Origin of the sequence: Synechococcus sp. H55.9, assembly GCF_047462355.1 — a bacterium.
Lineage (GTDB): Bacteria > Cyanobacteriota > Cyanobacteriia > Thermostichales > Thermostichaceae > Thermostichus.
Window position 1 is genome coordinate 8,245 of sequence record NZ_JANSJB010000004.1, and the last position, 11,926, is coordinate 20,170.

Annotated in this window: 10 protein-coding genes; 8 read left to right on the top strand and 2 right to left on the bottom strand. The window is 62.8% G+C overall.

Annotated features, from left to right (window positions below; all coding sequences use genetic code 11):
* The first annotated feature begins 171 nt into the window (after positions 1 to 171).
* The 5 genes from NW857_RS01090 to NW857_RS01110 all read left to right on the top strand — a co-directional run bounded on the left by NW857_RS01090 (position 172) and on the right by NW857_RS01110 (position 4,643).
* Positions 172 to 1,044 carry a tRNA (5-methylaminomethyl-2-thiouridine)(34)-methyltransferase MnmD gene (locus NW857_RS01090; RefSeq protein WP_414367746.1) on the top strand — a complete coding sequence of 291 codons (873 nt, stop codon included), beginning with the start codon at positions 172 to 174 and terminating at the stop codon, positions 1,042 to 1,044.
* Positions 1,045 to 1,180: 136 nt separating this feature from the next.
* On the top strand, positions 1,181 to 1,762 hold the full coding sequence (locus NW857_RS01095; protein WP_414367747.1) for a hemerythrin domain-containing protein: 582 nt from the start codon (positions 1,181 to 1,183) through the stop codon (positions 1,760 to 1,762).
* 100 nt (positions 1,763 to 1,862) lie between these two features.
* Positions 1,863 to 2,051 carry a DUF4089 domain-containing protein gene (locus NW857_RS01100; RefSeq protein WP_414333082.1) on the top strand — a complete coding sequence of 63 codons (189 nt, stop codon included), beginning with the start codon at positions 1,863 to 1,865 and terminating at the stop codon, positions 2,049 to 2,051.
* Positions 2,048 to 3,448 carry an AtzE family amidohydrolase gene (locus tag NW857_RS01105; protein ID WP_414333084.1) on the top strand — a complete coding sequence of 467 codons (1,401 nt, stop codon included), beginning with the start codon at positions 2,048 to 2,050 and terminating at the stop codon, positions 3,446 to 3,448. Before NW857_RS01100 ends, NW857_RS01105 begins: the two co-directional genes overlap by 4 nt.
* 310 nt (positions 3,449 to 3,758) lie before the next feature.
* On the top strand, positions 3,759 to 4,643 hold the full coding sequence (locus tag NW857_RS01110; protein WP_414333086.1) for a hypothetical protein: 885 nt from the start codon (positions 3,759 to 3,761) through the stop codon (positions 4,641 to 4,643).
* Positions 4,644 to 4,660: 17 nt separating this feature from the next.
* On the opposite strand, the gene thrC is transcribed toward NW857_RS01110, so the two are convergent.
* Together thrC and NW857_RS01120 are read right to left on the bottom strand one after the other, a co-directional pair.
* A complete protein-coding gene (gene thrC, locus NW857_RS01115) occupies positions 4,661 to 5,740 on the bottom strand; it encodes a threonine synthase (RefSeq protein WP_414333101.1) in 1,080 nt (359 codons plus the stop codon).
* Between the two features lie 131 nt (positions 5,741 to 5,871).
* Positions 5,872 to 7,425 carry an isochorismate synthase gene (locus tag NW857_RS01120; protein WP_414337246.1) on the bottom strand — a complete coding sequence of 518 codons (1,554 nt, stop codon included), beginning with the start codon at positions 7,423 to 7,425 and terminating at the stop codon, positions 5,872 to 5,874.
* A 375-nt stretch (positions 7,426 to 7,800) separates the two neighbouring features.
* Between NW857_RS01120 and menA the strand changes: the two genes are divergently transcribed.
* The 3 genes from menA (at position 7,801) to NW857_RS01135 (ending at position 11,847) form a co-directional block, all read left to right on the top strand.
* On the top strand, positions 7,801 to 8,667 hold the full coding sequence (gene menA / locus NW857_RS01125) for a 2-carboxy-1,4-naphthoquinone phytyltransferase (protein ID WP_414333088.1): 867 nt from the start codon (positions 7,801 to 7,803) through the stop codon (positions 8,665 to 8,667).
* 130 nt (positions 8,668 to 8,797) lie between these two features.
* Entirely contained in the window at positions 8,798 to 10,591 is a 1,794-nt protein-coding gene (locus tag NW857_RS01130) for an LptA/OstA family protein (protein ID WP_414333089.1), read from the top strand.
* Between the two features lie 77 nt (positions 10,592 to 10,668).
* A complete protein-coding gene (locus NW857_RS01135; RefSeq protein WP_414367749.1) occupies positions 10,669 to 11,847 on the top strand; it encodes an LptF/LptG family permease in 1,179 nt (392 codons plus the stop codon).
* Positions 11,848 to 11,926 lie beyond the last annotated feature (79 nt).

Sequence of the window (11,926 nt, forward strand, 5' to 3'; positions counted from 1 at the left end):
TTGCGCCGCTCGGCAAACCAATCCAGTAAAGACATAGCCGCTGAGGTACCCCCCTAGCTAGGGATGGCCAGAGCTGAATCTACAAGCCCTGCCGGTGAGCTGCGAAACTCATCTTAACGTTCTCAAGCTATCAAAGAATCGCCAAGCTGGAAATAGAAACTTGCAGTAGCCATGACCGCAGAAACCCAGTGGCAGGTGTTGACCACAGGGGATGGATCCCTGACCTTTTTCTCCCAGGAGTTTGGGCAGGCTTTTCACAACGTCAGCGGCGCCGCTCAGGAAGCGCTGGAGAAGTTCGTCCGCCCTTGCCGGCTGGATCGGCTGCCGTTGGAGCGGGATCCGGAGGATCCCATTTGTCTTTTGGATATTTGCTTTGGCCTTGGCTACAACTCTGGCCTGGCCTTGGAGACAATCTGGCAGGTGCGGCCCGACTGCCCTGTAGAAGTCATTGGCCTAGAGCGCTCCCCGCAGGTGCCCCGCCAGGCCTGGCAGGTGGGGGTGGGATCCACTTGGAGCTTTAGCCAGGAGTGGCAACACTTTATCAACGAGGGATCCTGGCAATCGCCGCGCTGGCGCGGAACGCTGCTGTGGGGAGATGCCCGCCAAACCCTGCTCCAGGCGCCGCTGGGATGGGCGGATGCGGTGTTTTTGGATCCCTTCTCCCCTTCCGTCTGCCCGGAGCTGTGGACGGTGGACTTTTTGCGGGCAGTGGCGGCGCGAATGCGCCCCGGCGGGATCCTGGCCACCTATTCCTGTGCGGCGGCGGTGCGAGCAGCCTTGCTGGAGGCGGGGCTTTTCATTGGCTCGACGCCGCCGGTGGGTCGCCCTTGGCCGGGCACGGTGGCCTCACCCCAACCGGATCACCTGCCGCCCCTCTCCCCCATGGAGCGGGAGCACCTGAAAACCCGCGCCGCTGTGCCCTACCGGGATCCCACCTTGCAGGGAGACAGAGCCCAGATTCGGCTGCAGCGCCAGCAGGAACAGCAAACTTCACCCCTTGAGCCCACTTCCGCCTGGAAACGCCGCTGGCTTGTGCAAGCCTAGCAACCGGAGGGCAGCTTTTGCCGGGGTTGCTGTCGGGGTGTAGCCAAGACACCTGCACCAGTCCCGTACCCTTACGCACGCTGCTGTCTCTTGACAAAGTTAAGCTAAGATAAAGCTTTTTCTCCAGGGAACTGCTATGTCTACACTGGTTGCCCTTTGTGCCGAACAGCACCGGGTTATCCTGCAGTTCTTGGCTCGTCTCTCTCGGGCCTCGGAGTTGGATCTGGAGCAGCGGCGTCTCTGGGTGCAAAGGTTGCGGCAGCGCCTCTCCCGCCACATTCAATTGGAGCGCCATGTCCTCTACCCGCTGCTCAGGACGGCTCTGGCAGCGGATCCCCAGCTCAGCAGCCAGGTCAATGGGCTGGAGCAACAGTTGCGGGATCAGATCCCGGAGCTGACCCGCTTTTTGCACCAGGCGGAGCGTGAGCCGCAGCAGTTGGATCCCTCTGCTGCCCTTCACTTTTATCGGCAGTTGCGGGCCCAGTTTGAGCAGGAAGAGAAGCTCTTGCATCCCCTCTTTGCCCAGCGTGTTTCTCCCGCCGCCGAGCAACAGCAGTTGCGCCTGTTCCGCAAGCGCCTGCAGGCCAGTGCCCCCAGTTCTGCCGGTCGTCGCCTCAATTTAGAGGAATGGGAGCGGCAGGCCGTGACTCGCCCTGTCTTGCCCCGCGAACGCCTTTGGCCCCCGCCAGGTAGCACGGCGTCGACGGCCACCCCTTAACCGAGGACGGTCTTGTCTTTGGATTCTGCCTTGGGTAACTTTCTGCTGGTTTTGGCAAGCTGGCCTGTGGTACCTTTTCCCCAGCCGACCCCTTGAATCGATGCAACCCTGGGATCCCGAAACCTACGTCGACTCGATGGCCCAACTGCTGCAACTGCCCCTGCATCCCGACCATCGAGCGGGGGTGATCGCAAACTTCGCCCGCTTTTTGCCCCTTGCTCAACAGGTACTGGAGTTTCCGCTGCCACCGACGGTTGAGCCAGATCCTACCTTCAACCCCCAGCCATGACCCCGGATTCCCCTCTTCTCGGCAGCGCCGACGGGTTCGCGATTGCCAGGGCCGTCCGCCGGGGATCCGTGAGCGCCCAGGCAGTGGTGGCCGCCTGTCTGGAGCGGATTCGCCAGCGGGATCCCCAGCTCAATGCCTTTACAGCCGTGCTGGAAGCATCGGCCCTGCAGGCGGCGGAGCGGCTGGATCGACAGGTGGCCAAAGGGATCCCGGTGGGCCCCCTGGCGGGGGTGCCTTTTGCCGTCAAGAACCTCTTCGATGTGGCTGGCCTCACCACCCTAGCCGGTTCGGCGATCAACCGCGAGAACCCCCCGGCCACCCAAGATGCCACGGTGGTGGCCCGCCTCAAGCAGGCAGGGGCAATCCTGGTGGGCACCCTCAACATGGACGAGTACGCCTACGGCTTTGTAACCGAAAATAGCCACTACGGCCCCACCCGCAACCCCCACGATCTCAGCCGCAGTGCCGGCGGCTCTTCGGGTGGCTCGGCAGCAGCCGTGGCCGGGGGCTTGGTACCCCTCAGCCTGGGCAGCGACACCAACGGCTCGATTCGGGTGCCCGCCGCCTTGTGCGGCATCTACGGCCTCAAGCCCACCTATGGCCGTCTGTCGCGGGCAGGGGTGGCCCTGTTGGCTCCCAGTTTCGACCACGTGGGCCCCTTGGCCCGTTCGGTGGCCGATCTCGCCCTCAGCTTCGATGCCATGCAAGGGCCGGATCCCCAGGATCCCGTCTGCGCCCGCCGCCCTGCGGATCCCACCTTTGGGCAATTGGGGCAAGGGATCCAAGGCTTGCGCATTGCCGTGGCCGACGACTACTTCCTGCGGGGAGCAGAGCCCCACATCCTGGCCGGCGTGGAAAAAGTGGCCCAGGCCCTGGGAGCCCAGCAAACGGTGCGGATCCCGGAGGCCGAGCGCGCCCGCGCCGCTGCCTTCCTGATCACGGCTGCCGAGGGAGCCAACCTGCACCTGCATCACCTGCGAACTCGTCCCCACGACTTCGACCCGGCGACCCGGGATCGCCTTTTGGCTGGCGCTCTGCTGCCCGCCAGTTGGATCGTGCAGGCGCAGCGCTTTCGCCGCTGGTATCGCCAGCAGCTTCAGGCCCTCTTTCAAGAGATCGACCTGTTCATCGCCCCCACCACCCCCTGCTCTGCCCCCTTGCTTGGCCAAGAGAAGATGGTGATCGCTGGGGTGGAAGTCCTCACCCGGCCCAACCTGGGTCTCTACACCCAGCCCCTCTCGTTTGTCGGCCTGCCGGTGCTGTCGGTGCCGCTGCGCGAGAGCGGATCCCTGCCCTTTGGCGTCCAACTGGTGGCTGCCCCCTACCAAGAGGCCAACCTGTTGCGGGCCGCCGCCCATCTGGAAGCGCTGGGGATCCCGGAGGCGCGGCCTGCCTGAGCCAGCAGAGGCCCCCTTTCAGGCGCGTTTGAACCATATCTAGTGTTTTTTAATTTTAAATGCTCCGCTCCAGACGCTAAATGTGTGATCCCCTCAATGGGGGTAAAAATGTGCTACTCTTAAGGGCCGTTTTTGCCAGAGAGTTTGAATCTGGTTGGGGCAGGACGTGAGCTGCTTGCCTAGAGAGAGGAAAATCTTAAAGTAAAATTAATCCCCCAGTTGTTGTAGCGAATAACCTCTTTTCCGGGTTGGGTCGATAGAATGAACGGCATAAAATAGACACGGCACCCCCACCTGGATCTTAGTCGCTATGAAGCACCTTGATTCTGTGGCCCAGCGCTACATGAAACTGTGCGAGGCTTATCTTTCTCTCAACGAAGCCTTCGACAAATTGGATCAATCCCACAGCCGTCTGCAGCGCCACTTCAAACAACTGTTCGGCTATTTCAGCGCCGCTCAGCAGGCTTTGGTTCAACTGCCCCTCTTGCAGCAGCGCATCGAGCAGAGCGACCGCCGGCTTCATTCCCTGCGGGAAGAGCTACAGGCCAAAGAGGCTCGGCTGAGCGAGCTGATCGCCAACTATGACCAAGTTTGTGGTGAGCTGGACTCTACCAAAGCAGAGCTGTTGGGCGCTCAAGCGTTGATCGAAAAACTCGAGGCGGAAAACACTCAGGTTTTGGAACGCTTGAGTCGGCTGACCCGCATGGAAGAGGAAATGGCAAACTTGGCAGAACAGCTAGCCCAAGCGAACGCAGCTCGTCAGCAGATGGAAGTTCAAAACCGCGAGCTGGAACGAGCTTTGGGAGATCGGGATCAGCACATTTACAGCCTGCAAAAGCAACTGGCCCAACTGGAGCAAGAGATGGCCTTGTTGAAAGCTCAACGGGATGAGGCCATCGCTCGCGCTGAGCAGGCGGAAGCCGGGCTGAAAGCGCAAACCGACCAAGTTCAGACTTTACGAAACAAGCTCCATCAAGCCGAACAGCAACTGGCAGTGGTGGCCCTAAACGAGCTAGAGCTCTTGCTCGACCATAATTCGATCAATCTTTTGCAAGAAGCAGAGCAGGCTGCACAAGCGGATGCCCAGGTGCTGGCAACCCTGCCGGAGGCTTTGGCCGAGGCGGAAGGCATTCTGCTGGAGATCGACCAGTTCATTTTGGCTTGTTCAGGGCCCCTGCAGTCGCAGGCTGCCTGAGCGGGCAAGCGGATTAGCTAAAAACCCATCAGACGGGCAACAGCGGCCAGCTCGGGGGCAACCCCCGTGTGGACGGGAGCGGCTCCCTGTTGGGTGGCCGTGTCGGGATCCTTGAGGCCGTTGCCGGTGAGAACGCATACCACCTGGGCGCCGGCGGGCACCTGCTCCCGCCATTTCAGCAACCCGGCCACCGAGGCGGCACTGGCCGGCTCGCAGAAGATCCCTTCCTCTGCCGCCAGCAGACGATAGGCCGCCAAGATCTCTTCGTCGGTCACGCTGTCCACCCGGCCACCGCTGACCTGGACTGCCGCCTTGGCCTTCGCCCAACTGGCAGGGTTGCCGATGCGAATGGCCGTGGCCACCGTTTCCGGATGTTCCACCACGCGATCGAGGACGATGGGGGCGGCGCCGGCCGCCTCAAAGCCGTAGAGGCGCGGGCGGCGGCTGGCCTTGCCCTGTTGGCGGTACTGGCAAAAGCCCATCCAGTAGGCGGTGATGTTGCCGGCATTGCCCACGGGGATGCAGAGCCAGTCGGGGGCATCCCCCAACGCATCCACCACCTCGAAGGCAGCGGTTTTTTGCCCCTCCAGCCGGAAGCGGTTGACAGAATTGACCAGCGCCACCGGGTAGGTTTCCGCCAGTTGCCGCACCATGGCCAGTGCTCGGTCGAAGTTGCCCTGGATGGCGATGATCTCGGCCCCGTACATCAGGGTTTGGGCCAACTTGCCCTTGGCCACATAGCCATCTGGGATCAGCACGTAGGCCCGCAGGCCCCCTTTGGCCGCATAGGCGGCGGCTGCCGCCGAGGTGTTGCCGGTGCTGGCGCAGATGACGGCTTCCGCCCCCGCCTCTTTGGCCTTGGATACAGCCATGGTCATGCCGCGATCCTTGAAGCTGCCGGTGGGGTTGAGGCCCTCCAGCTTCAGGTAAACCTGGCAGCCCCGCCCTAGCCGTCGGCTCAGCGCGGGAGAGGGGACTAGAGGGGTGTTGCCCTCGTGCAGCGTAATTACAGGGGTGCCGGGGCCGACGGGGAGCCACTCCCGGTAGTACTCGATGAGGCCGGGCCAGAGCCCCACTTGGGCGCGGGATCCGGCCATACGGGAGGGATGGGTGGAATTGAGGGTGACCATGCTGCCGAGAAGTCGAGGCCATCGAAGAACTGGCTTTTTAACTGTAACTGTTTGGGGAGCGCTTGTATCGGCTCTGCCCCATGCCGGCAGGGGGGAGCCTATCCGGGCAAGGGCTGCAGGGCCAGGGCTTGGGCCAGGGCGTGCAGCTTGAGGCGGATCTCGGCCAACTCCTGGACGGGGTTGGAATCGGCCACGATGCCGGCACCAGCATACAGGCGGGCCCGCTCCCCCTCGATCAGGGCCGAGCGGATCCCGACCACCAGCTCGCCATTGCCCTGCAAGTCCACCCAGCCTAGCGGGGCGGCATAGCTGGCGCGATCGAAGGGCTCCACCTGCTCCAGCCACTGCAGCGCCGCCTGTTGGGGATAGCCTCCCACGGCTGCCGTCGGGTGCAGTTGGGCCAACAGGTCGAACAGATGCACGTCGGCGGGGAGCTCCACCTCGATGACCGTTTGCAGATGCTGGATGTTGGCCAGGCGGAGCAGCCGCGGTTGCGGGGAGATCTGAGGATCCATCCCCAGCCGGCCCAAAGCCTCTTGAATCGAGCGCACCACCCACTGGTGTTCGCGGCGGTCTTTGGCGCTGCGGAGCAATTGCTCGGCCAACATCCGATCCTGGTGGCCGTTGGCGCCGCGGGCGATGGAGCCGGCCAGCGCATCGATCTGCACCCGGCCTTGCCACACCGAAAGCAGCCGCTCCGGGCTGGCCCCCACGAAAACCTGAGCGGGAAGCGGGGACTCCTCTGGGATCCCTTGGCTCTCTGAGGCAAAGGCGAAGACGCTGCAATCGGGGTGATGGGCCTCCAGATAGGCCAACAGGGAGGGGAGCGGGGGAGGGGAGGGCAACGCCAGATCCACGGCTTCCGCCAGCACCACTTTTTGCAGGGATCCCGCCTCAATGGCCTGCAGGGCTTTTTGAATCCGCGCCAAGAGGGCTGCTTCCGCCACCGCCACCTCCAGAGGGGGCTGCAGCTCCCAGCGGGGCAAGGGCGCTTGGGAAAGGCGCTGCATGTGGGCAAAAAAAGCGGCGATCTGGCCAGCCAAGGCCGCCGGGTCACTGTCGGGACCGATTTCCAGATTGAGCCGCGCCACCGTCAGCTCCCCCCCCACCTGCAACAGTTGCCAGCGGGGCAGAACCAACGCCGCTGCGCCACCGCTCCCGGGGCCGAAGCCAAAGCGGCAGAAGCACAAGGGGCGTTCTTGTCGGCTGCCACCCCTTGGCGGAGACTCGCTGCCGCTGACGGGAGCGACATGGACATGAGGCTGCAACGCTTGTACAAAAGCCCGTGCCGTCTGAAATCGCTCCTCCCCCGAAAGATCCACCTGCCGCAGGGATCCCCACCCCAGCACCCGCACCCTTTCTCCCTGGGTCTGGTGGGAGAGATAGCAATGGTGGGAGAAGCGGTTTGGGGGAAGCCAGCTCAACTGCCGGGCCAGCGCCGCCAGCGGATCTAGCCCTGGGACAGGCCGCGACAGGCTGAGGATTTGAGGGATCCCCTGCGCCCGCGCCCTCTCTTGGCAGGCGGCCAGAAGGGAATGCCAGCAGAGCCGCTCCCCCTCCTGGTCTGTCCCAACAGAGGCGGAAGTGATCGACGGCCAGGCTCTCGGCCGCTCCGCACTGGGGGCATTCCAAGAAAAAAGAGAGGAGGTCATGCAAAAAAGAGTACAGAAGCCGATCCCACCTTGGCCGAAAACAGGACGAGCGTCGACCCGGAGGGGAACCGCCAGCAGGGTACTTCAGGATACAAAATTATACGAGATCAGGAGACAGGCCGGTTGCTTGGGCCTTCAGGGGCAAAACCTGAGGAACTTCTTCACGGATTGCAAAGTTTCTTAGCATCCCTGGGGATGGGAACGGAAGCATCCTAACCTAACAAATACAGAGCATACACAGAACCAGAGAGAGCCAGGGCCAACATGCTCGCACAGCCGGAACCGTCCAAGAGAACGCGCAGGAGTCCAGAGGCCAGCCCAGTACAGCTTGCCGAAAAGAGCACTTGGGATCGTCCCTCGCGGCGGCAATTGTGGATGGCCGCCCTTAAGCCCCCCATGTACAGCGTGGCGATCATGCCCATCTGGGTGGGATCCGCCATCGCCTATGCCCAGGCAGGGGCGATGGATGTAGGAGTTTTGGCCGTATTTCTGGGAGCAGCCATCTGTCTTTTGGCTTGGGTCAACCTCAGCAACGACGTGTTCGATGCCCAGACAGGGGTGGACAAAAACAAGCTCCACTCGCTGGTCAACCTGACGGGCAAGCCGGGGCAGGTATTTTGGGTGGGGAATGCCTTTTTGGCCTTGGGGCTGGCAGGGATCCTGTGGCTGAGCTGGCGGCAATCGGATCCGACGGTGCTGCTATTGGTGCTGCTGGCCTGCGGGCTGGGCTACGCCTACCAGGGGCCGCCCCTGCGCCTGGGCTACCAGGGCCTGGGGGAGCTCCTCTGTTTTTTGAGCTTCGGGCCGCTGGCGGTTTTGGCCGCCCACTACAGCCAAAGCCGAAGCTGGTCGCTGCCGGGGCTGGCGGCCTCACTGGTGGTGGGGATGGTAACCAGTTTGATTTTGTTTTGCTCCCATTTCCATCAGGTGGAGGACGATCTGGCTGCCGGCAAGCGCTCGCCGGTGGCCCGCCTGGGCACCTTGCGCTCCGCCCGCCTCATCCCTTGGATCTGCGGCAGTCTGTTCGGCCTGATGCTGCTGTTTGTGGGGCTGGGGGCTTTTCCGGCCTGGACGCTGCTGAGCTTGGCCGGGATCCCGTTTGCGGTGCAGCTTTCCCGCCTGCTGTGGGCTTACCACGACCAGCCGCAGCGGATCAGCCACTCCAAGTTCATCGCCGTCAACCTCCATTTTTGGCTGGGGCTGTTTCTGGGGTTGGGCTTTATCCTCAGCCGTCTGGGATAAACCAGAACCTTAGAAATGCTCCAGATCCCGCCGCGGCGGCCTGTAAATTGCGGTAAGCTACAGCCTAGGTTGCCGGGCCCCGCTACCGGTCGTGGGCTAAGGATCGACGTGGAGAAGCAGCGAGAACAGGATGCGGCGATTTTTCAATTCCAATCTGGGGGTGACGCTCTTGGGGAGCAGCCTCTTAGCTGCTTTGGTCGGTTGGGCCTTGTCCATCGATATCGAAGAAGTGAAGGTGGAGTCTCCCCCCCCGGATCAGCCCCTTTCGGTCAGCCGCAGGGTGGATATTGTGGGGCGGCGGGGGGGCTATCGGCGTTGGCGGCTGATCGCCGAGCAGGTGGAGCTGGCCACTGGACAACAGGTGTTTGAGCAGGGGGCGCACGGCTACTTCTACGGAGAAAGTGCCGATCAGCTGGAAGGAGTGCCGGATCCGTTTTTTGCCAGCAGCGAGCAGATGACTTGGCAGGCCAAGCGTGCCCGCTACGATGCCAGCGCCGACGCGCTGTATCTGGATGAGGGGGTGGAGGTGAGGAGCGAGGATGGCAGCCTGCTCCTGACCCGCGCTCTGCGAATCACCCCCGAAGAGCGCATCGAGGTGCCGGAGGCCTTCACCCTCAAAGGGCAAGAAATGATCCTAGAGGGCCGCTCCGGCTCGTTTAACTTCCAATTTGCCCTCCTCAGCGCCCAGCAGGGCAAGCTAACTGTGCTGCCCTTGGATTCGGCGGCGGCGGATCCCGCTTCCACCACCATCACCGCCGACCAGATCACCTACGACCGCACCCAACAGGTGGCCGAAGGGAAAGGGAACCTGCGCATCCGCGAAGGCGGCCTCGAGATCCGCGCCCCTCAGGGCACCTACCTGCGCCGACAGGCCCAGAGCATTCTCTCCGGCGGCGTCGTGTTGCAGGAGGTGGCCGACCCTGGCAGCCGGGATCCCCTCTTGGCGGATCTGCGCTTGGCCCAGGCTGGCCCACAGGCTACTTCCAACCAACCGGATCAGGAGGTCACCATCATCGCCGACCGCCTCACCTACGACCGCAACACGCAAGTTGCCCGCGGGGAAGGCAACCTGGAAATCCGCCAGGGGGAAACCGTCATCCAGTCGGCCCAGGGCACCTACCGCCGTCGCGAATCCCAAAGCCTGCTGACGGGGGGAGTTACCCTGCGCGAGCCGGGGCGGGTGCTCACCTCCGCCCGCCTGGAGGGCAACCACCGCGACAAGATCTTCTTCTTCGAGGAAAACGTTCTCTACCGGCAGATGGCCGCCTCTACCCCAGCCGCCGGCGGCGGATCCCTGACGGAGGAGCTGCGCCAAGCCGAAACGGAAGTGCGGGCCGCCCGCCTGGTTTACAACTCCCGCACCGGCACCTCGGAGTTCAGCGAGGCCGTCGAGTTCATCCAGCGGGGGCGCAAGGCCAAGGCCAACCAGGCCACCATCACCCCTGAAAAGGTGGAGCTGCGGGGGGAGGTGGTGATTGAGCAGATCGAGGGGGACTGGCTGGCGCGGCGTCTGCAAAACCCGCAGACCCAGGCCGATGTGGACCAGCCGACCGTGATCTACGCCGACCGGGTGGAGATCGACCAGGCCAGCAGCGATGCCCGCTTCTTCGGCAATGTGGTCATCGTGCAGGCCAACCGCGCCATCGAAGGGGATCGCGCCGACTACTCTGACCAAGGGCAGATTTTCAGGATCACCGCCGACCAGGCTCCCGTCCTCCTCTGCGATCGCGGCGAGATCAATCCGATTCCCCGCGAGAGCGGCGCACCGCTGCCCGGTCGCGATGCTCTGGATCAGATGTGCCGGGGCGCCAACCGCCTCAGCGGCAGGCTGGTCACCCTGAACTTGGAACAGGATGAGTACACCGTCGAGGGGGACGAGCAGCAGCAGGGGATGTTTCAATTTCGCATCACCGATGCTCTCTGACGGGATCCCATCCTGGCTGGGGGTCGTCTAGATCTCGAAAGCTGGCTGAGGTTGTGCACCTGAGGTAACAGAGCCAAATGACCACCCCACTGGCCAAGGGTCAACGGCGCCGAACTTCTGCCCAGACGGGAAGCTTTTGGGGATCCCTGAAGTTGGGGGGCTTTTTTTTGGAGTTTTATCTCTGCAAAGAGATGATCCGCCCCTTCTTTTTGGGCGTGGCGGGGGGCACGGTGATGATGCTGGGCAACCAGCTTTTTATCTACGCCGATTTGCTGGTGAAAAAAGGCGCCCCTCCCCTCACGATTTTGCACATTCTCCTCCTCAACTTGCCCGCCATTTTGGTGGTCACCTTCCCCATCGCCGGCCTCTTTGCCACCCTGCTCACCCTGGGCAGGATGGGGGCCGATAGCGAGATCACGGCTCTGCGGGCCGCCGGGATCCCCTATCGCAAGGTGCTGATTCCGGTGCTCTGCATCGGTCTACTGATCAGCGGCCTGGCGCTGTTGACCAATGAAGTGATCGTGCCCCAAACCAACCAAAAGGTGAAAACCCTGAACACCAACCTCATCCTGGCTCAGGATGCCCTTCCGTTTGACTCCGAAGAAATTGTGCGGGTGGACGACGACCTTTGGTTTCATGTGGGATCCATTGACCCGAAGACCGGCTTGATGCACGATCTGCTGATTTTGGATCGCAAGGCCGAGACCGGCCACCTACGCTACCCGCAGGTGATCTCGGCCCAAACTGCGCAGCAGGTGGGCCAAGCGTGGCACCTGCAAGACGTGGTGATCCGTCGCTACGACGAGCGGGGGCGCACCTACTACGAGGGCCAGGTGGCGGAGATGGAGCTGAACATCGTCAACAAGTTGGTGGGCCTGGTGTACGCCGAAAAGGTGCCCCAGGAGCAACGGGCGGCAGAGCTGTGGGAGCAATGCCAGCGATATCGAGCGGAGCAACGTCCTTCTGCCGATGTGGCCCGCTGCCTGACGGAGTACCACCTCAAGTTCGCCATTCCCTTGGCCAGCTTTTTCGCCATCTTGGTGGCTGCGCCCTTGGGCCTGCAAACGGTGCGGCAGACCGGCCGCTACGGCAGTGTGGCGCTGGCGATTGTCCTGGTGTTTATTTACTATGTACTGATGAGCTTAGGACGCGCGATGGGTCGAGTTGAGCAGATCGATCCCTGGCTGGCCGCCTGGTTGCCGAATATGATTTTCGGCGGGGTGGGCTTCTCTCTACTGTGGCGGTTTTTACGGTGAGATTCGGCAACTTCCCACATGGCTTCAGCCCTTGGGCAAGGTGGCTAGCCCTTTGCTGGGGCAGCTCCCTGTGGGTGGG

Bases quoted from the DNA above. Each gene is read 5' to 3' on its own strand.
- thrC (WP_414333101.1), bottom strand. From the start codon at position 5,740: ATGGCCGGATCCCGCGCCCAAGTGGGGCTCTGGCCCGGCCTCATCGAG.
- NW857_RS01100 (WP_414333082.1), top strand. From the start codon at position 1,863: ATGCAACCCTGGGATCCCGAAACCTACGTCGACTCGATGGCCCAACTG.
- NW857_RS01095 (WP_414367747.1), top strand. From the start codon at position 1,181: ATGTCTACACTGGTTGCCCTTTGTGCCGAACAGCACCGGGTTATCCTG.
- NW857_RS01110 (WP_414333086.1), top strand. From the start codon at position 3,759: ATGAAGCACCTTGATTCTGTGGCCCAGCGCTACATGAAACTGTGCGAG.
- NW857_RS01105 (WP_414333084.1), top strand. From the start codon at position 2,048: ATGACCCCGGATTCCCCTCTTCTCGGCAGCGCCGACGGGTTCGCGATT.
- NW857_RS01135 (WP_414367749.1), top strand. From the start codon at position 10,669: ATGACCACCCCACTGGCCAAGGGTCAACGGCGCCGAACTTCTGCCCAG.
- menA (WP_414333088.1), top strand. From the start codon at position 7,801: ATGGCCGCCCTTAAGCCCCCCATGTACAGCGTGGCGATCATGCCCATC.
- NW857_RS01090 (WP_414367746.1), top strand. From the start codon at position 172: ATGACCGCAGAAACCCAGTGGCAGGTGTTGACCACAGGGGATGGATCC.
- NW857_RS01130 (WP_414333089.1), top strand. From the start codon at position 8,798: ATGCGGCGATTTTTCAATTCCAATCTGGGGGTGACGCTCTTGGGGAGC.
- NW857_RS01120 (WP_414337246.1), bottom strand. From the start codon at position 7,425: ATGACCTCCTCTCTTTTTTCTTGGAATGCCCCCAGTGCGGAGCGGCCG.